This is a genomic window from Barnesiella viscericola DSM 18177 (assembly GCF_000512915.1).
In the GTDB taxonomy this organism is placed as follows: domain Bacteria; phylum Bacteroidota; class Bacteroidia; order Bacteroidales; family Barnesiellaceae; genus Barnesiella; species Barnesiella viscericola.
The window spans coordinates 1,939,809-1,958,889 of the sequence record NZ_CP007034.1; the positions used below are offsets into that span (position 1 = coordinate 1,939,809).

Below are 19,081 nucleotides of genomic sequence, written 5' to 3' on the forward strand. Positions count from 1 at the left end.
GCCGCACGGAAAAACGAATTTCACAAAGCCCGACAGCCGCGTAAAGCCCTGCCGGGCTTCGTTTTATTTCTTAAAAAGGTCGTAAAAAGGGAGTTATTCTTTTTTTACTCTCTTTTTAGCGTTATCTTTGTAAGGAAAGCCGGTACAGATAGAATCGGCGGAATGGAAACTTTATGGCAGAAAATACACTGGAAAATACAGACTTTGAGTATGGCTCCGACGCCATCAAGACTCTCGACTGGAAGGAGCATATCCGCCGCCGGCCCGGTATGTACATCGGAAAGCTGGGCGACGGCTCGCACGCCGACGACGGTATCTACGTGCTGTTGAAGGAGGTTCTCGACAATGCGCTCGACGAGCACATGATGGGCTTCGGCAAACAGATTGTTGTCGAGATTTCGAGCGAGGTGGTCTCGGTGAGAGACTACGGGCGGGGTATTCCGCTCGACAAGGTGAGAGACGTGTCGTCGAAGATGAACACCGGCGGCAAGTACGACTCCAAGGCCTTCAAGAAATCGGTGGGACTGAACGGCGTGGGTATTAAGGCGGTGAATGCCTTGTCGTCGAGCTTCTTCATACAGTCCTATCGCGACGGCATGAGCAACTCGGTGAGCTATGCCTGCGGCGAGGTCATCACCGAGAGCGGCCTCACCCCCACCGACGAGCCCAACGGCACGTTGGTGCAGTTTGCCCCCGATGGCACGATTTTCAAGAACTATGCCTATCGCGAGGAGTTCATCGAGCCCCTGCTCAAAAACTATGTCTTCCTGAACACCGGCCTCACCATTTTGCTGAACGGCCGCAAGTTCCACTCCCGCAACGGTCTGGTCGACCTGCTCAACGAGAACATGACCACCGAGCCGCTCTACCCCATCATACATCTGTCGGGCACCGACATCGAAGTGGTCATCACACACGGCAACCAGTATGGTGAAGAGTACTATTCGTTTGTCAACGGACAACATACCACCCAGGGCGGTACCCACCTGACGGCGTTCAGAGAGTCGGCCTCGCGCACCATCAAGGAGTTCTATGCCAAGAACTTCGAGTACACCGATATTCGCAACGGTATGGTGGCCGCCATCAGCATCAAGGTGGAAGAGCCGGTCTTCGAGTCGCAGACCAAGACCAAGCTGGGCTCGAAGGATATGGGTCCCGAGGGTCCTACGATTGCCAAGTTCATCGGCGACTTCATGAAGAAGGAGCTGGACAACTATCTGCACAAGCATGGCGATGTGGCCGAGGTGATGTTGAAGAAGATATTGGCCTCGGAGAAGGAGCGTAAAGCCATTGCCGGGGTAACGAAACTGGCTCGCGAACGGGCCAAGAAGGCCAACCTGAACAACCGCAAGTTGCGCGATTGCCGCATACACTACAACGACACGAAGGGCGACCGCCAGGACGAGAGTTGCATATTCATTACCGAGGGCGACTCGGCCAGCGGTTCGATTACCAAGATTCGTAATGTAGAGACGCAGGCCGTCTTCTCCCTGCGGGGTAAGCCGCTGAACACCTATGGACTCACACAGAAGGTGGTCTATGAAAACGAGGAGTTCAATCTGTTGCAGGCCGCTCTCAACATCGAGGACGGCATCGAGGGGCTCCGCTACAACAAGGTGATTATCGCCACCGATGCCGATGTCGACGGCATGCACATCAGGCTGCTGATGATAACCTTCCTCTTGCAGTTCTTCCCCGACCTGATCAAGAAGGGGCACGTCTATATCTTGCAGACCCCGCTCTTCCGGGTGCGCAACAAGAAGGAGACCTACTATTGCTATACCGACGAGGAGCGCATCGCCGCCATCGAAAAGTGCGGTGCCAATCCCGAGGTGACCCGCTTCAAGGGATTGGGCGAAATCTCGCCCGACGAGTTCCGTCAGTTTATCGGGCCCGACATGCGCCTCGACCGGGTGTCGCTGCGCAAGGAAGACCTGGTGAAGGACCTGCTCGAATTCTACATGGGCAAGAACACCATGGAGCGGCAAAATTTTATCATACAAAATCTGGTTATAGAAGATGACACCAATCTCGTCTAAACGCATTGCCGTATTTCCCGGAACCTTCGACCCCTTTACCATCGGCCACCTGTCGATTGTGAACCGGGGTCTCGAACTGCTCGACGAAGTGGTAATCGCCATCGGTATCAACGATGCGAAGCGTACCTATTTCACCGTGGAGCAGCGGCTCGACATGCTGCGCAAATTTTTCCACGACAATCCCCGGGTGCGGGTGCTGGCCTACGATTGCCTCACCATCGACCTGGCCAAGCAGTGCCACGCCGGGTTTATCCTGCGGGGAATCCGGTCGATCAACGACTTTGAATATGAAAAGACCATTGCCGACGTGAATCGCAAGTTGTCGGGGGTGGAGACCATCATTTTATTTACCGAGCCCGAGTTGACACACGTCAGTTCGACCATCGTGCGGGAGCTGTTGCGCTTTGGTCACAGTGTCGACGAGTTTGTGCCCAAGGGCTTGAAACTGGGATAAATTGGGACAGAAGATGAAACGACTTTTTTTGATGATACTCCTGCTGGGTGTGACCGCAGGAGCAGTATGTGCGCAGGGCCAGAGCGAAGGCATGCGCAAGCTGAGTCTGGCCGATTTTGCCATAACGAACCTCTATGTCGATGAGGTCGACGAGAACAAACTGGTCGAGGACGCCATACGGGGCATGCTCGAGAAGCTCGACCCGCACTCCACCTATACGACTGCCGAGGAGACCAAGGAGATGAACGAACCGTTGCAGGGCAATTTCAGCGGCATCGGCATTCAGTTCAACATGAACAAAGACACGCTCTATGTCATACAGACCATCGTGGGCGGTCCCTCGGAGAAGGTGGGAATCCTGGCCGGCGACCGCATCATCACGGTGAACGACACGGTAATCGCTGGTGTGAAAATGAAGAATACCGACATCATGAAGCGCCTGCGTGGCGAGGCCGGCACGGTGGTGCGGGTGAGTGTATTGCGCCGGGGCGTGAAGGAGCCCATCGAGTTTCGTATCGTGCGCGACAAGATTCCCATTTACAGCATCGATGCCTCCTATATGGCCGATAAGGAGACCGGCTACATACGGGTGAGCCGCTTTGCCGCCACTACCGACAAGGAGTTTGCCGACGCCTTGAAGGCCTTGAAGAAGCAGGGTATGAAGAATCTGATTGTCGATTTGCAGGGCAACGGAGGCGGGTATCTGGTGAGCGCCATTGCGATGGCCGACGAGTTTCTCGACGACGGGCAGTCGATTGTCTACACCGAGGGGCGCCGTTCGCCCCGCGACGATGCTTTTGCCACCAAGCAGGGGCTGTTCCAGAAGGGCAAACTCGTCCTGCTGGTCGATGAGAGTTCGGCCTCGGCCAGCGAAATCCTCTCGGGAGCCGTGCAGGACTGGGACCGCGGGGTAATCGTGGGGCGCCGCACCTTCGGCAAAGGTCTGGTGCAACGGCCTATCCCCTTCCCCGACGGATCGATGATACGCCTCACCGTAGCCCGCTATTACACGCCGGCAGGCCGCAGCATACAGAAACCCTACGACAAGGGTCACGAGGCCTATGAGCGGGAGTTGCTCGACCGTTTCAACCACGGGGAGCTCATCTATACCGACAGCATTCACTTCCCCGACTCGTTGCAGTACCAGACGTTGAAGAGCAAGCGTACCGTCTATGGCGGCGGAGGAATTATGCCCGACGTGTTCGTTCCGCTCGATACCACCATCTACACCGACTTTCACCGCGATCTGCTGGCCAAGGGGGTGTTGGGACAATATCCCGTGACCTACCTCGACGAGCACCGCAAGGAGTTGACCGGCCACTATAAAAACGTAGAGCAGTTTGCCGAGGGTTTTGTGGTGACCGACGAGATGCTGGCCGACCTGTTGAAGATGGGTGAGGCCGAAAAGGTGAAATACAACGAAGAGCAATATCAGAAATCGCGTGCGCTCATCGCCTTGCAGGTAAAGGCGCTTATCGCTCGCGACCTGTTCGATACCACGGCCTATTTCCGCATTATCAATCCCGAGAATGCCTCGTTCAGCAAAGCGATGGCGATTATCCACGACGACGCGGAATATAACCGGTTGCTCCAACCTCGGGAGTAGGTTGAGGAGGTGACGATATATAGTAGCAAGGGCTGCCCGAAATAAATCGGGCAGCCCTTGCTGTATGATGGAGGGAAACTATCCTTGGGATTATTTCAGACCGCGGCTACGGAGCAGGGCTTCGGGGTTGGGGTCGGCTCCGCGGAATTGGCGGTAGAGCTTCATGGGATCTTCGCTGCCGCCCTTCTCGAGAATGTTCTCACGGAAGGCTTTGGCGGTAGCCGGGTCGAAGATACCGTGTTCGATGAAGGCATCGAAGGCATCGGCATCGAGTACCTCGGCCCAGGTGTAGCTGTAATAGCCGGCACAGTAGTCGTTGGTGAAGATGTGCGAGAAGTAGGTGCTACGATAGCGGAAGGTAATCTCGTCGATGAGTCCGATGGACTGAGCTACCTCTTTTTCAAACTGGCGCACGTCATACTCTTTGGCTTCGGTAATCTCGTGCCAGCGCATGTCGAGAATCGAGGCGGCAATCAACTCGGTGGTGATAAAGCCCTGGTTGAATTTCGAGGCGGCTTCGAGTTTCTCGATGAGCGAGTCGGGAATGACTTCGCCCGTCTGGTAGTGTTTGGCGTAGAGTTTAAGCACCTCGGGGTGAGTAGCCCAGTGTTCATTGATTTGCGAGGGGAGTTCCACAAAGTCGCGGGCCACGTTGGTACCGCTCACCGAGGGATAGTGGCAGCGGGTGAGCATGCCATGCAGTGCGTGTCCGAACTCGTGGAAGAGGGTCTGTACCTCGTCGATGGTGAGCAGGGCAGGCGTGTCGCCGGTGGGTTTGGTAAAGTTGGCTACGTTGTAGACGATGGGGCGTACCTCGTTACCGTCCTGTACGTAGGCTTCGCGGAAGTTGTACATCCAGGCTCCCGACCGTTTGCTGGGGCGGGGGAAGTAGTCGGTATAGAACACGGCCAGGTGCTTGCCGTCGGCATCTTTCACCTCGAAGGCACGTACGTCGGGGTGGTAGACCGGTACATCTTTCAGCTCGGTGATGGTGATGCCGTAGAGCTTGTTGGCTACCATGAAGGCCCCTTCGCGCACGTTGTCGAGGCTGAAATAGGGTTTCAGCTCATCTTCGTTAAGGTCGTATTTGGCTTTGCGCACCTTCTCGGCATAGTACCACCAGTCCCAGGGAGCCAGCTTGAAGTTACCCCCTTCGGCATCGATGATTTTCTGCATGTCGGCCACCTCTTCCTTGGCCCGGGGAACGGCGGCGTCCCATACCCGTTTGAGCAGGTTGTTCACGTTCTCGTCGGTCTTGGCCATGCGGTCGTCGAGGGCAAAATCGGCATAGCTCTTGAAGCCCAGCAGATTGGCCTTTTTGAGGCGGAGGTTGACAATTTGCGAAACGATTTTCTTGTTGTCATATTCGTTGTCGTTGTCCCCTTTGCTGATATAGGCTTTATAGACTTTTTCGCGCAAGGCCCGATTATCGGCATATTGCAGGAAGGGGATACGGCTGGGAGCGTCGAGGGTGAATACCCATTTGCCGGAGAGGTTGCGGGCGGCAGCTTCGTCGGCGGCAGCTGCAACGACAGCCTCGGGCAGACCGGCCAGGTCGGCCTTGTTGTCGATAACGAGCTGGAAGGCATTCGATTCGGCCAGTGCATTGTCGCCAAACTGAATGGAGAGCATGGCCAGCTCTTTGTTGATTTCGCGCAACGAATCCTTGGCGGCTTCGGAGAGAAGGGCGCCGGCCCGCACGAAATCCTTGTAGTGGTTTTCGAGCACCTTCATCTGTTCGGTGTCGAGACCCTCGTTCTCGCGGTTGTCATATACGGTTTTGATGCGTTGGAACAGTTTGTCGTTGAGCGAGATGTTATCGTAGTGTTCGGTCAGTTTGGGCGAAATCTCCTTGGCGATGGCTTGGAGCTCGTCGTTGGTATCGGCCTCGGTGAGGCTGCTGAAAATGAGGTTGATGCGGGAGAGCAGCAGGCCGCTGAATTCGAGCGGCTCGATGGTGTTCTTGAAGGTCGGAGCCTCGGGGTTGTTGACAATCGCCTCGATTTCGGCGTTGTGTTGTTTAATGGCCTCCTCGAAGGCGGGCATATAGTGTTCGGTCTTGATTTGCTCGAAAGGCGGTACACCGAACGGAGTGTTAAACTTGCCGAGTAGAGGGTTCTCTTGTTGCTGATGGCATGAAATCATCATAAGAGCGGTTAATGATGTGACTAAAAGTTTTTTCATGTGTTTATAATATTACTGTGTTAATGTATTCAGGCGGGAGGCTCCCACACAAAGCGGGTGAGGAGCGGGTAGTGGTCGGAACTCTTGCATCGCAGTCGTTGCAGCCAGCGGGCCTCCATGTCGCCCCGGTAGAGAATGTGGTCGATGCGGAACCAAAACCGGTTGGCGTGATAGGTGATGCCGGGGCCCAGGGCCAGCTCGTTGTAGGCGTTGCGGAATCCCATGCGACGGAACCGGCGCACGGCATAAGATAGAGGGGAGTCGTTGAAGTCGCCGCAGACGATTACGTTGCCCGGAATATCCTCTATCCGTTCGGCGGTGAGGTCGGCTTGCTTGTTGCGGGCGCGGGCTGCGTTGATGAGTTTGGAGAGCAGGAGCTCCTTTACCTCGTCGATAGAGTTGGTCGAAGGGTGAGCCGTTATTTCGTGGTAGAGCTCCTTGTCGGTCTGGGTCAGCCCGATAGACTCCATGTGCTGGTTGATGATCGTGACTTCGTGCCCTTCGATCTGTACTCGATAAGCCGCAAAGGCGCTCGATTCGGAATAGACGGTATCGAAGAGCAGTTCGGCCGGATATTTCGAGAGGAAATTCATGTTCAGGCTCGTGGGTATGCGATAGGGGTATATTGCGTGAATACTGTCGATTTGGGCTTCCGATATTTTCAGTCCGCGATTGGGTGAGGCCAGTTCGGGGCTTTCTTGCAGGCACACCAGATCGGCATTCTGTTTGAGCAGGAGCGAGAGGGTGCGGTTTTGTGACGTCCCTTTCCCTTCGTGGTCGAGCATGTGGTAGACGTTGTAGGTCATGAGGGTGAATCCCGGTTGGCTGTTGTCGGGAGCTTTGGGCTTGTGTATGGGGCAATAGCGGGCTATTCCCCCCCACGAGAGAATGAGTGCCGCTGCGGGAACCCATATGTAACGGGGGTTATAAGCCAGCCATACGAAGAGGAAGGCGACGCATACAAACAGGTTAATCGGGAACAGCAATTCGAGCAGTATGCCTATGCGGGTGGGGCAATAGGCCGAGTAGGCTCCCATAATGAGGAGTACTCCCCATAATGTATTGATGATTAATAGTATAACCTTGACAATATGTTTCATATTCCGGTCATTTTTTACCGGCCTCGAAGAGGCGTTTTTTCTCCTCGGCAGTCAACGAGGTGTATCCCGACTGTTTTATCTTGTCGAGAATGGCGTCGATTTCGTCGCTCTCCCGTTTCTTGCGGGCCCGGTACTCCATGTCGGTCTCGGGTCGTGCCGAAGCTCGGTAATTGGCTCGGGCCGAGGGTCGTTTCACCCGAATGCGGGGTCGGGGTTTACAGGCCGTGACAAGGCGGTCGATCAGTCGGTTGAGGGGAGCCGTCAGGTCCTTTCCCTTCTCCCAACGGACAATGAACCAGTAGCCCAGCAAGGCGCCACCCAGGTGGGCGATGTGTCCGCCACCATTGGCCGAGGTAACGCTGAGCAGGTCGATGAGAATCGTGACGATAGCAATATATTTCAGTGAGATGGCTCCCAGGAAGAGCAGGTTGATTTTATAGTCGGGCATGCGGAATGCCGTGGCTACGACAATGGCGATAATCGAGGCCGAGGCTCCGCACATGAGTCCCTGTTTTCCCTCGAAATAGGGGAAGAGGTTGTAGGCCAGCAGGTAAAGCAATCCGCCGGCAATACCGCCCCACAGGTATAAGCCCACCATCTGTTTCTCACCGAAGGCCATGAGGAATATCTGTCCGAACCAGTAGAGCCACAGCATGTTGAACAAGATGTGCCACACGTCGTAGTGGACAAACATGTAGGTGAGCAGGGTCCACGGGTGTGTGATGAACTCGTAGGGATCGGAAGGCATCTCGATGTAGGGGAGTATCACCGAGAGGTCGAGGTTGAACAGCAGGAACACAACCCCCGTCAGCCGCAGCAACAGGAATATCGCTACGTTGATATAGATGAATTTCAGCAATATCGACCCTCGGTTGAATTGCTGTTTGAGGTTGTCAAAGATAGAAGCCGCCACCGCCTATTCCTTTCTTTTTCCAATAGCGAATGAGGAAGAATCCGAACAGCATGCCTCCCAGGTGGGCAAAGTGAGCTACACCGCTCATGGTGCCGCTGATGCCGAACAGCAATTCGAGGAGACCGTAGAAGATGACAAAATATTTAGCCTTGATGGGAATGGGGATAAATATAATGAAGAGCGGGGCATTGGGGAACAGCATACCGAAAGCCAGCAGGATACCGAAGGCGGCACCCGAGGCTCCCACGGTGATAAACTGGTTGAGCAGCATCGAGGTCTGCTCCCAACCCAGTTGGGCGACGGTAGCGTTGATGGCCGAGTGCAGATCGAAATACCAGGCCATCTCCTGTACCAGACCGGCGCCGATGCCCGTGGTGAGGTAGTAGAAGAGGAATCGTTTGCCCCCCCACACCATTTCGAGCGTGCGCCCGAACATGAAGACCGAGAACATGTTGAAGAAGATGTGTCCGAAACTGCTCGTGTCGTGAAGAAACATGTAGGTTACCAGCTGAATCACGTTGAAGTCGTCGGCCTCGATGTAGTGTAGTCCCAACAGATAGTTCAGGTCTATACCGGCGATCTTGGGGAGTGTCAATGCCGCCAGCCACACAATGAAGTTGATGATGATAATGTTGAGTGTAACGGGCGGTATCGATCCGAAAAAAGATCTGTTTTGCATAAATAATACTCTTTTTCTTAGAGGGGATAATTGTCTTGAAATCCAAGACATATAACAGATTATCCCTTGATTTTGCGAACAAAAATAGTGATTTTTCAAGGATTTACTCAAATAAGGGTGAGATATATTATAAAATAGCGACTTTTATTATATTTTTTTACTTTATTGTTTGCACCGTTTCATTTTAATATTTACATTTGCCGTGCTGCTCTTCATGGAGATTAATTTACTTAACTTTAAATTATACACGTTATGAACAAGACTGAACTAATCAATGCTATGGCCGAAAAAGCCGGTTTGAGCAAAGTTGATGCAAAAAAGGCATTGGACGCTTTTGTAGAAGCAGTTTCGGAATCACTCGTTAAAGGGGACAAAGTGGCTCTTATTGGTTTTGGAACTTTTGGCGTTGCAGAAAAAGCTGCTCGCACCGGTATCAACCCGGCTACTAAACAAAAAATCACGATCGCTGCTAAGAAAGTGGTTAAATTCAAAGCTGGTGCTGAGTTGGCCGACCGAGTAAAATAAAGAAGTTATTTTATGGCAGCATAAAAAAAGAGGGACTCATCGAGTCTCTCTTTTTTTGTTTCATAGGCTGTGAATGGGCTGGCAGTTCATGGAGTTGCACAGACCGAATAGGCGGTGAGTAGCAGAGGTAGTGCCAACGCTTTTGAGGGAGGACAAGGTAACTTGCAAGGGGCGAGCCTTTATACCCTTCGAGTGTAAGGTGAACAAGCGGACGACAGCGCCTTACAATTCGATTTTCTTTTTACGGTTGCGGTGGGTCCACCGTTTTTTGTAAGCAATGAGTTGCCTGAAAATCTTTTCGATACCCAGTATGTCGGTGTGGCTGAGCATATCGTGCGACAAAGGTTCTACAAACGAGGCCGGAGCCGGTTCGGCAGTACCGAACTGTTCGGGGTAGAGCACAATGAGGTTGTTGTTGGCAAAATATTTGGAGAGGAACGACGGTATGTGGTCGGCGTCGGCATTGAACGATACCGAGGTAGGTCGGGCACTCACCACGATGAAGAGGTCGTCGTCGAGTACCACGTTGGCCAGCAGCAGAAAGTCGTCCCAGCTTTCGAGCTTCTCAAACTCGTTGCGAATGTTGTACCGGCCCGCTCTCAACCGGGCTTTCAGGTAGGGAATGGTTTCGGGATAGGCATAGAATATGGCGCGGCAGCCAATCTGCTTGGCCATGTTGGCCACCCGGTCTATCCAGCGGGCAAAGCCTGTTTCGTATTCGGCTTTGCGGGGCACGGCAATGACGATGCGGGTAACGGTGTTGATGGGATTGACACACTTCGAGATGAGAATCATCTTGTTGGTATTCTTCAACAGCGACTCGATTTTGGCGCCGAAGAAGGTGTCGACAATGTTGGCCTTGTGGTGCAGACCCAATACCACCTCGGTGATGTTCCGCTCCTTCATCGTGTGGATAATGCCGCTGGTGATGTTCATGTCGTACCGGGCGATGGGTATCAGCTTCGTGTCGGCCGACGAGGCCACCTTACCGGCAAATTCGAGAATCGATTGCGAACGGTAGTTGCTCGTCTTGCTGTCGTCGGTCACATGCAGCGCATACAGGGGCGACCGCCGTTGGGGCGATTTGAGTAGCAGCGCCAGGTTGATGAGGTTCTCGATGGTGCTGGGATTGGCGATGGGGATAAGAATCTGTTCGCTCTGCACGGACGATTTGGAGGTGGGCGGTTCGTTGTTCTGCATGGCGACCACCATTTGCCGGGCGGCCTTCTCGGTCACCAGCGTGCTGATGATGCAGGTGACCAGAATCATCACGATTGTACCGTTGAGTATCTCGTCGTTGAAGAGTCCGATGTTGTGCCCGATGATGACAGCGGCCAGTGTCGCCGCGGCCTGGGCGTTGCTCAACCCGAAGATGAGGTTGCGGTCGATCTTGGTCATGTGGCAAGTCTTCTGGGTGAGCCAGGCGGCCAGCCATTTGCAGAGGGTAGCCACTATCGACATGTTGGCTGCCACGATAATCGTTTCGGTATTTTTGACCACCCGCAGGTCGATGAGCATTCCCACGCCGATGAGGAAATAGGGAATGAAGAGGGCGTTGCCCACAAATTCGAGTCGGTTCATCAACGGCGATACGTTGGGAATGAACCGGTTCAGGACGATGCCCGCGAAGAAGGCGCCCAAGATGGCTTCCAGTCCGATGACTTGTGCCATGTAGGAGGCGAGAAAGACAAGGGCCAGAATGAAGATAAACTGGGTGATGTTGTCGTTGTAGTTTTTGAAAAACCAGCGCGTGAGCCGTGGATAGATGTAGAGTATGGCCACGCTGTAAATGATGATGTTCACCGTCAGCCTCAGCCAGAAGAATTCGGTGAGGTCGCCCCGTACCATACCGGCAATCACGGCCAAGATGATGAGGGCTCCCAGCACGGTGAAGATGGTACCGGCAATAGTGACCGGCACGGCTCGGGTGCGCGAGATGCCATACCGGCTGATGATGGGGTAGGCAATGAGCGTGTGCGAGGCATACATGCTGGCCAGTAGTATCGAGGTCATGAGGTTGAGGTGCAGGGTATAATAGCTGATAACCGTTCCTAAAATCATGGGAATGAGGAAGGTGTATAGCCCGAAGATGACGCCGTCTTTCCGGCTCTTCTTGAAGTCGTTCATGTCGATTTCGAGACCGGCCAGGAACATGAGGTAGAGAATACCCACGTTGCCGAATATCTCGAAACTGCTGTCACGGGCCAGCAGGTTGAGCCCGTTGGGACCGATGATGACACCGGCGATGATGAGCCCGATGATGTGGGGCACCCGTATGCGATTCAGTAATATGGGCGCAAGCAAGATGATTACCAGTACGATGAAGAAAATCAATACCGGATTCTCTATCGGTAGAGTCGAGAAGAAGCTCATAACCTCATTCGGTTTAATGGTAATTGAAACTGTAAATTTGCAACAAAAATACAAATAAAAGTTCGCTCTTGCAAGCCAAAACGCCCCTTCCGTATCCAATATGTGACAATGACCAAAAAACGGCAAGAAGAATATAATTATTTCGTTTTGATATGATTTCGTTGAAATAGTTGTATATTTGCACCACTTTTTTAGAGAATAGGGGTAAACCCGATTTTGGAATGTAAATTAGAAAAGAAAGAAGATGAAAGTCGCTATTGTGGGCGCCAGCGGCGCCGTCGGACAAGAGTTCCTGAGAGTTTTGGACGAGCGGAATTTCCCGATCGACGAACTGTTGTTGTTCGGTTCCTCTCGAAGTGCAGGTCGTGCTTATCCCTTCCGGGGTAAACAGATTGTAGTCAAGGAGCTGAAGCACAATGACGATTTCAAGGGAGTTGACATAGCCTTTACGTCGGCCGGAGCCGGTACCTCGAAGGAGTTTGCCGAGACGATTACCCGCTATGGTGCCATCATGATCGACAATTCGAGCGCTTTCCGCATGGACGACGATGTGCCTTTGGTGGTGCCCGAGGTGAATGGCGACGACGCTTTCGTGCGTCCGCGCGGAATCATCGCCAACCCCAACTGCACGACCATACAGATGGTGGTGGCCTTGAATGCCATCGAGGCCCTCTCGCACATCAAGCGGGTGCATGTGGCCACCTATCAGGCTGCCAGCGGTGCCGGAGCATCGGCCATGGCCGAACTGAAAAAACAGTTTGAACAGCTTGTCGCCGGCGAACAGCCTACGGTCGAAAAGTTCTACTTCCAGCTGGCCTACAACCTCATTCCCCAGGTCGATGTCTTTACCGACAACCTCTATACCAAGGAGGAGATGAAGATGTATAACGAGACGCGCAAGATCATGCACTCCGATATTGCCGTGAGTGCTACCTGTGTGCGTGTGCCGGTGATGCGGGCTCACTCCGAGGCCATCTGGATCGAGACAGAGCGCCCCGTGTCGGTGGCCGAGGCCCGCGAGGCTTTCGCCCATGCCAAGGGTGTGGTGCTCGAAGACGACCCGGCCAACCGGGTATATCCCATGCCGCTCGAAAAGGCCGGTTGCGACCCTGTGTATGTGGGCCGTATCCGCAGCGACATCGCCAATCCCAACGGCTTGACCTTCTGGACGGTGAGCGACCAGATCAGGAAGGGGGCCGCCCTGAATGCCGTGCAGATTGCCGAATACCTGCTGGCTCACGGGGAGTAGTCCCTGTCGGGGAGGGGTGCCAACCTTTTGCCCATATTGAAATTTGTATTGTTTATAAATGACCGACAGCCGCATGGAGCAATCCGTGCGGCTGTCTTTTTAGGTCATTATCGAGTAGTTTTGGTAGGTTAATCGTTGGGGTTGGCATAGTCGGTGGTAAGACTCGCTTTACCCAGGTAGAAAAGGCGGGCCTTCACGACCGAAGCCTGGCAGTCGACCGGCGCCTCCCAACGGGGCGATTCGGCGGTAGGTTCACTGCCGTCGGTGGTGTAGCGAATCTCGGCCTGGGGGATAGGCGAGTTGGCATAGAGCTTGCCTTCGACGATGCGGATACCCGGCTGGGGCAGACGGAAGTTCACCCCTTCATCGGCCAGGCGTGGCATCTCGATGCCGGCAATCTTGGCGTTGTAGATGGCCCGGGCCTTCTCATAGAGCGCCTGCTTGTCGTCGGTCGGGGTGGGCGACCACTCAGGGAAGGTGTTCCAGCCGCGCTCGACGAGACCGAAAATCTTGGGGAAGGTGTAGTATTGCACCATGTCGAAGCTGCCCAGAGTCTCGGCGAAGAGCTGTGCCTGTATGCCTTTGATGTGGGTACGTCCCTGAGCCGTGAGGGCTATCTTGCCGCGGGCGGCCGTTTTGAGGTCGTTGCTCACGCCGTCGCGGTTCTCGCGGGCCGAACCGTAGATGTTGAAGGGGAGCATGTTGAACGAGGCAAACTGGTCGACATAGCCGCCCCAGATGAGTCCCGGTTCGTCCTTGTGGGGATTGTAGGCCAGGTCGAGGTAGAAGTTGTTGACGTTGCAGAGTATCACGTCGTACCCCTCGTTGGCCACGGTGTAGGGCACCACGTCGCTGTTGCCGATGGTGCTCCAGCAGTAAACGCCGTCGAATCGGGGAGCCACGCGGGCATTCAGTTCAGGCGAGTGGTGGAGAGCCACCTCCTGCCACCCCGATACCTTCACCCCTTTATCGGCCAGCATACCCGATACTTTGTCCAGGAAATATTCCGAGAGCTGGTGCAGGTCGGTCATGCCGTTCTCTTCCATGAACCGGCGGCAGCTGGGCGAACCGGCCCACGAACCGTGAGGTACCTCATCGCCGCCGATGTGTATGGCTGCCAAGGGAACACCGGCATCGCGGTACATGGCGATAATTTCGTCGCTCACCTTCTCCATGAAGCGGTAGACCGAGGGGAGAGATACATTCATGATGTTATCGGTGTAGGCCTGAGCCGATACATATTTCGAGGTGTCGGCCTCCTCCGAGAGCAGATATTCTCGGGCTTGCTCGGGATTGGAATCCTTCAACCGGTTGTAACGGGCCCTCATCGCCACGATGGCGGCACGGGCGTGACCCGGCGATTCGATTTCGGGGATTACGGTGATATGCCGCTGGGCCGCATATTGCAGCAGGTCGATAAAGTCTTGTCGGGTGTAGTAGCCGTTGCCCGTGACGGTTGTATCGGCCGGGTTCCACCCGCCGTAGTAGTTGGGGTAGAGGCATTGGCTCTCGTCGCGGGTGAAGCCCCGGCGCGAGCCTATCGAGGTGAGCTCTTCGAGCCCGGGAATTTCGAGCCGCCACCCTTCGTCGTCGCTGAAATGGAAGTGGAACACGTTCAGCTTATAGGCTGCCAGCAGGTCAATCAGTTTGAAGAGGTCGGCCTTGCGGGTATAGTTGCGCGAGATGTCGAGCATCATGCCGCGGTAGGGCAGGTCAGGGTAGTCGTTGATGGCCACGTTTTCGAGTCGGGCGGGAATCGCCTGCCGTTTCAGCAGCGAGAGCAGCGTCTGGGTGCCGTTGAAGATGGCGTGAGGCGTCCCTCCGCTGATGGTGATGTAGTTGTCTTTCACGTCGAGACGGTAGTGTTCGTCGTTGCGCGCCTGACTGTTCTTGGGGAAGTGACAGAGGGCGATGACGGTCTGTCCGTTGTTGGTGACGTGGTAACCTATCTTTTCCAGTTCCTGTACCAGCAGACGGGCTTCACCGGCAAATCCCTCCTCGACGCTGAGCGAGATGTTTTCGGCGATCACCGACACCCCCTCGCGCGGGGTCACCTCTTTGAGCGAAGGCAGCAGGTCGTAGGTTTGCAGTTGGTAGTCGGTTTGCAAGGCCTCGTTCTGGGCATAGCACACCTCGCCGTCGGGGTAGTTGGGCGCCTTGTGTCCCGGTATTGTCCATTGCGATTCGCGGGTGAAGGGGGCGATGGTAAAGGGTATGGAGACCGCTTTGTCGTCGGCCGAGACGAAGAAGGGCGACTTGGGGGTGAACTGTGTCTGGATAAAGGTGCCCCCGTTCAGGTAGGGAATGGCAATCGAGTCGCCCGGAGCGAGCGGTTGCCACGAATCGGCCGGAGCTATTTTATAGTAGCCGGGGTTGACCATCTCGATAGTCACCGGTGACTCTTCACAGGCCTTGACACCTCGCGGGGAGAGTTGGGTGAAGTAGATTTCCCAGCCCGATTCGAGGGGCTTTGTCGAGGTGTTGACCAAGGTGAAGGTACTTTCGTAGTAGTCTGGTTCGACTTGATTTTCGCCCATTTCCCATTGCAGAGACACGGGGCTTTGCGTCGACGTGTTGCAGGCTGCCAACGTACCGAGGGCCAGCGCGCAGAGCAGGTGATGTGATTTTTTCATGTTCATGGTATAATTGGGGTGAATGATTCCTGTTTTTGTTTCGGTCGGTTCAGGGCCGGTTACCAGCCCGACGAGGCGCCGCCACCACCGGTAGAGCCTCCGCCAAAGCCTCCGCCGAATCCGCCACCACCAAAACCACCGCCCCGGCCCGAACCACCTATGATGGCAGCCGCGGCAACCACGGGAATAATGTAGGATTTGCGGACGGTCTTGTGGCAGTGGGCGCAGGTGTAGCGCTTCTCGCCCAACCCGGTGCTCACGGCAGTGGCCCGACGCAAGATGTAGTCGCCTTCGAGGCTGTAAGCCCGGCTGTGGCAGTAGGGGCAGCGCTGGTACTGGGTGAACTGGTTTTCGTAGGGGTAGACGAGCGTGTTGCCGCAGTGGTCGCAGAGCCACACGTCGTAGTCGACCGAGTTGAGATGTTCCTCGGTATTCTCCTGGGGGGTGAGGTAGAGGTTATCCTCCTCCTCGTTCAGTTTGCGCATGGGGCTGCCGCACGATTCGCACTTGCGGGGTTTGTTGCGCAGCCGTCTGAGCCGCCGGTTTATCCCGGCATAGAGCAGCCACACGAAGAAGGGGAAGATGAAGCTGCCGGTCAGCAGGAACGGACGGAATGCCACCAGTCGTTTGTATTGCTCGTAGGGCCCTTTGCGGGCATAGCGGGCCATGATCCACAGCATGGTAAAGAGCAAGATGTGCGAGACAACGAGCGACACGGTGAGGTAGATGTTGAAGATGCGTCCCCAGTCTATTTCCAGCCCATGTACCTGCTGCGGGGCGGTAATCTCCTCGACTGCCGCAGGGTCGGTGAGTATGCGGCTGACGGCCGTGATGCCGTCGAGCATACCCTGGTCGTAGTTCCCCTCCTTGAATCGGGGCAGGATATATTGCGTCTGTATGCGTTTGCAGATAGCGTCGGGCAGGACACCTTCCAGTCCGTAGCCGGTGCGGAAGACGATGCGCCGCTGGTCGAGCACGAGCAGTACGAGCAGTCCGTTGTCGTTCTGCTTGCCGATGCCCCACCGGGTGAAGAGGTCGGTGGCGAAGAGGTCGGGCGAGGTGTCGCCAATCGATGCGAGAGCCACGACGGCCACCTCCGAGGTGTTGACCCCTTGCAGGTCGAGGAGCATCTGGTCGAGCCGGGTCACGGTCTCGGCCGAGAGGATGCCGTCGGGGTTGCTCACAAACCGGCGGCCGTCGGTCTGGTGAACATTGGGTACTTGCTCGGGCGTATATCCGGCCGCACGCAGCAGAGGGACAAAGAGCAGAAGCAGGAGTATCGTGCAGATTCTTTTTTTCATGAGGGTATTCGTGTTTAGAGCGAAGGGAGGCTCATGCCGTTGATTTTGCGATAGAGGTCGAGGGCGTAGACGTCGGTCATGCCCGAGATGTAGTCGATGACCGCCTGCACCTTCCCGTAGAGGGTGGGGGCGTGCATCTCGTATTGTTCGGGTACCTTGTTGAGCAGCAGCCGCGAGTAGGCCTTGTCGGGGAAACGCACGGCGTCGAGAAACTTGTCGAGCAGTACCGAGATGATGCGGTTACCGGCCAGCTCGATGTCGAGTACGTCGGACGACTTGTAGATTTTCTCGAAGGCGGTTTCGGAGCAATGCCGGTAGGCCTGGCAGGGACGGTCGGAGATGTGCTCGACCAGCGACCCGGTGAAGCGCCCTTCGAGCAACGCTTGCTCTTCGCGGCAGAAGAGGGCCGAACACTCGTCGATGAGGGTGCCGATGACACAGGAGCGCAGGTAGACGATTTGTTCGTTGAGGTCGGTCACCACTTTGAGCACGTCGAGAATGTGCTGTTGCCGTTTCGCGTCGAAGAAGTCGAGGAAGAGTCCTTTGACCGTCTCGGTGTCGAGTATTTTCAATTTGTGGGCATCTTCGATGTCCATGATCTGGTAGCAGATGTCGTCGGCAGCCTCCACCAGATAGACCAGCGGGTGGCGGTGGTAGCGTTCGCCACTGTCGCCCTCGGGGAGCATGCCCAGGTCGTCGGCGATACGCAGGAAATCTTTCTTCTCCGAAGTGAAGAATCCCGACTTGCCCCGTTTGGTCGACTGTATCGACGAATAGGGGTATTTCACGATCGAGGCGAGAGTCGAGTAGGTGAGCGCGAAACCTCCCGGCCGACGGCCATGAAACTGGTGGGTGAGCAGGCGGAAGGCGTTGGCATTCCCCTCGAAGTGGGTAAAGTCCTGCCAGTGATGTTCGTTTCTCAACTCCTTTTTCAACACCTGCCCGTTCCCTTCGGAGAAGTAGGTGGAGATGGCGCGCTCGCCCGAATGACCGAAAGGCGGATTGCCCAGGTCGTGAGCCAGACAGGCGGCCGAGGTGATGGCCCCCAGGTGGTAGAGCTTGTGGCACCAGGGTTCGGAGCTGTACTTTTCGGATAGCGTGGTCGATACGTTATTGCCCAGTGAACGCCCTACGCACGATACTTCAAGGCTGTGGGTGAGGCGGTTGTGCACGAATATACTGCCCGGCAGCGGAAAGACCTGCGTCTTGTTCTGCAACCGGCGGAAGGGCGCCGAAAAGACCAGCCGGTCGTAGTCGCGCTGGAAATCGGTGCGGGTGTGGTGCCGCTCGTCGTGATACTTCTCCATGCCGAATCGCTTGGAGGTAATCAGTCGGTCCCAGTGCATTTGGGTGGGGATATCCTTGGCTTGCGTATTCATGATTTCTTCTCAACAATCGGTACAAATGTAGTAAAAAAGAGAGACAAAAACAGGAGCGGAGGGTAAAATACTCGGACTCGATTGTCGGGGTATCACATTAAAATATAAAAAATAGGGTGCTTTTTTGAGAGTATTTCGTTATTTTCGCAGATTAAAAGAGTGAAAATAAGTAGTCTTTATAAAAGTATATCCCGATGAAAGTCTCTGTCAAGATAGTCAACAAGTCGCACCATGCGCTGCCCTCTTACAGTACGCTGTTTTCGGCCGGAATGGATATTCGTGCCAACCTGTCGGAGCCGGTGACCCTGGCACCCCTCGAACGTATGCTCATACCTACCGGCCTCTATATTGCTCTGCCCGAGGGCTATGAGGCTCAGATACGGCCGCGCAGCGGGTTGGCCTTGAAACACGGCATCACGATTCCCAACACGCCGGGCACCATCGATGCCGACTATCGGGGCGAGGTGGGCATCATCGTGCTCAACGTGTCGGACAAGCCTTTTACCATCGAGGACGGCGAGCGCATCTGCCAGATGGTGGTGAAGGAGTATTGCCGGGTCGAATGGGACGAGGTCGAGTCGCTCGACGAGACCGAGCGCGGTGCCGGCGGTTTCGGGCATACGGGTGTAAAGTAAACAGTCTTCCC

14 protein-coding genes are annotated in these 19,081 nt (G+C 55.1%); 6 read left to right on the top strand and 8 right to left on the bottom strand.

All coding sequences use genetic code 11. From position 1 onward, the window contains the following. Positions 1–173 precede the first annotated feature (173 nt). From BARVI_RS07825 to BARVI_RS07835, 3 genes are read left to right on the top strand one after another with little or no spacing between them, the layout of a single operon-like run. The gene (locus BARVI_RS07825) at positions 174–2,039 is read left to right on the top strand and encodes a DNA topoisomerase IV subunit B (protein WP_025278699.1); all 1,866 of its coding nucleotides are present in this window, start codon (positions 174–176) and stop codon (positions 2,037–2,039) included. Further along, positions 2,020–2,493, top strand: coding sequence for a pantetheine-phosphate adenylyltransferase (gene coaD / locus BARVI_RS07830; RefSeq protein WP_025278700.1), 474 nt, complete (start codon positions 2,020–2,022; stop codon positions 2,491–2,493). Before BARVI_RS07825 ends, coaD begins: the two co-directional genes overlap by 20 nt. A gap of 13 nt (positions 2,494–2,506) precedes the next feature. Then, complete coding sequence (locus tag BARVI_RS07835) at positions 2,507–4,099, top strand: S41 family peptidase (protein WP_025278701.1); 1,593 nt, start codon at positions 2,507–2,509, stop codon at positions 4,097–4,099. Between the two features lie 90 nt (positions 4,100–4,189). Here BARVI_RS07835 and BARVI_RS07840 read toward each other — a convergent pair whose 3' ends face one another. From BARVI_RS07840 to BARVI_RS07855, 4 genes are read right to left on the bottom strand one after another with little or no spacing between them, the layout of a single operon-like run. Continuing rightward, on the bottom strand, positions 4,190–6,283 hold the full coding sequence (locus BARVI_RS07840) for a M3 family metallopeptidase (protein ID WP_025278702.1): 2,094 nt from the start codon (positions 6,281–6,283) through the stop codon (positions 4,190–4,192). A gap of 29 nt (positions 6,284–6,312) precedes the next feature. Then, the gene (locus BARVI_RS07845; RefSeq protein ID WP_025278703.1) at positions 6,313–7,383 is read right to left on the bottom strand and encodes an endonuclease/exonuclease/phosphatase family protein; all 1,071 of its coding nucleotides are present in this window, start codon (positions 7,381–7,383) and stop codon (positions 6,313–6,315) included. Between the two features lie 7 nt (positions 7,384–7,390). Then, a complete protein-coding gene (locus BARVI_RS07850) occupies positions 7,391–8,296 on the bottom strand; it encodes a rhomboid family intramembrane serine protease (protein WP_025278704.1) in 906 nt (301 codons plus the stop codon). Further along, complete coding sequence (locus tag BARVI_RS07855; protein WP_025278705.1) at positions 8,277–8,975, bottom strand: rhomboid family intramembrane serine protease; 699 nt, start codon at positions 8,973–8,975, stop codon at positions 8,277–8,279. Before BARVI_RS07855 ends, BARVI_RS07850 begins: the two co-directional genes overlap by 20 nt. 252 nt (positions 8,976–9,227) lie before the next feature. On the opposite strand from BARVI_RS07855, the gene BARVI_RS07860 reads away from it, so the two are divergent. Next, the gene (locus tag BARVI_RS07860) at positions 9,228–9,500 is read left to right on the top strand and encodes an HU family DNA-binding protein (protein WP_025278706.1); all 273 of its coding nucleotides are present in this window, start codon (positions 9,228–9,230) and stop codon (positions 9,498–9,500) included. Between the two features lie 222 nt (positions 9,501–9,722). On the opposite strand, the gene BARVI_RS07865 is transcribed toward BARVI_RS07860, so the two are convergent. After that, positions 9,723–11,873 (bottom strand): cation:proton antiporter, encoded by a 2,151-nt coding sequence (locus BARVI_RS07865; RefSeq protein ID WP_025278707.1) that lies wholly within the window; start codon positions 11,871–11,873, stop codon positions 9,723–9,725. A 244-nt stretch (positions 11,874–12,117) separates the two neighbouring features. Here BARVI_RS07865 and BARVI_RS07870 point away from each other — a divergent pair, with 244 nt between their 5' ends. Further along, a complete protein-coding gene (locus tag BARVI_RS07870; RefSeq protein WP_025278708.1) occupies positions 12,118–13,122 on the top strand; it encodes an aspartate-semialdehyde dehydrogenase in 1,005 nt (334 codons plus the stop codon). 128 nt (positions 13,123–13,250) lie between these two features. Here BARVI_RS07870 and BARVI_RS07875 read toward each other — a convergent pair whose 3' ends face one another. From BARVI_RS07875 to dgt, 3 genes are read right to left on the bottom strand one after another with little or no spacing between them, the layout of a single operon-like run. Next, positions 13,251–15,755 carry a family 20 glycosylhydrolase gene (locus BARVI_RS07875; RefSeq protein WP_038534602.1) on the bottom strand — a complete coding sequence of 835 codons (2,505 nt, stop codon included), beginning with the start codon at positions 15,753–15,755 and terminating at the stop codon, positions 13,251–13,253. Between the two features lie 59 nt (positions 15,756–15,814). Next, complete coding sequence (locus BARVI_RS07880; RefSeq protein ID WP_025278710.1) at positions 15,815–17,056, bottom strand: TPM domain-containing protein; 1,242 nt, start codon at positions 17,054–17,056, stop codon at positions 15,815–15,817. A gap of 14 nt (positions 17,057–17,070) precedes the next feature. Next, on the bottom strand, positions 17,071–18,402 hold the full coding sequence (dgt, locus tag BARVI_RS07885; RefSeq protein WP_025278711.1) for a dGTP triphosphohydrolase: 1,332 nt from the start codon (positions 18,400–18,402) through the stop codon (positions 17,071–17,073). A 227-nt stretch (positions 18,403–18,629) separates the two neighbouring features. Between dgt and dut the strand changes: the two genes are divergently transcribed. Continuing rightward, on the top strand, positions 18,630–19,070 hold the full coding sequence (dut, locus tag BARVI_RS07890; protein ID WP_025278712.1) for a dUTP diphosphatase: 441 nt from the start codon (positions 18,630–18,632) through the stop codon (positions 19,068–19,070). Positions 19,071–19,081: the final 11 nt, after the last annotated feature.

Coding starts and splice junctions, on each gene's coding strand:
- BARVI_RS07825 (WP_025278699.1), top strand. CDS start 174: ATGGCAGAAAATACACTGGAAAATACAGACTTTGAGTATGGCTCCGAC.
- coaD (WP_025278700.1), top strand. CDS start 2,020: ATGACACCAATCTCGTCTAAACGCATTGCCGTATTTCCCGGAACCTTC.
- BARVI_RS07835 (WP_025278701.1), top strand. CDS start 2,507: ATGAAACGACTTTTTTTGATGATACTCCTGCTGGGTGTGACCGCAGGA.
- BARVI_RS07840 (WP_025278702.1), bottom strand. CDS start 6,283: ATGAAAAAACTTTTAGTCACATCATTAACCGCTCTTATGATGATTTCA.
- BARVI_RS07845 (WP_025278703.1), bottom strand. CDS start 7,383: ATGAAACATATTGTCAAGGTTATACTATTAATCATCAATACATTATGG.
- BARVI_RS07855 (WP_025278705.1), bottom strand. CDS start 8,975: ATGCAAAACAGATCTTTTTTCGGATCGATACCGCCCGTTACACTCAAC.
- BARVI_RS07860 (WP_025278706.1), top strand. CDS start 9,228: ATGAACAAGACTGAACTAATCAATGCTATGGCCGAAAAAGCCGGTTTG.
- BARVI_RS07865 (WP_025278707.1), bottom strand. CDS start 11,873: ATGAGCTTCTTCTCGACTCTACCGATAGAGAATCCGGTATTGATTTTC.
- BARVI_RS07870 (WP_025278708.1), top strand. CDS start 12,118: ATGAAAGTCGCTATTGTGGGCGCCAGCGGCGCCGTCGGACAAGAGTTC.
- BARVI_RS07875 (WP_038534602.1), bottom strand. CDS start 15,755: ATGAAAAAATCACATCACCTGCTCTGCGCGCTGGCCCTCGGTACGTTG.
- BARVI_RS07880 (WP_025278710.1), bottom strand. CDS start 17,056: ATGAAAAAAAGAATCTGCACGATACTCCTGCTTCTGCTCTTTGTCCCT.
- dgt (WP_025278711.1), bottom strand. CDS start 18,402: ATGCACTGGGACCGACTGATTACCTCCAAGCGATTCGGCATGGAGAAG.
- dut (WP_025278712.1), top strand. CDS start 18,630: ATGAAAGTCTCTGTCAAGATAGTCAACAAGTCGCACCATGCGCTGCCC.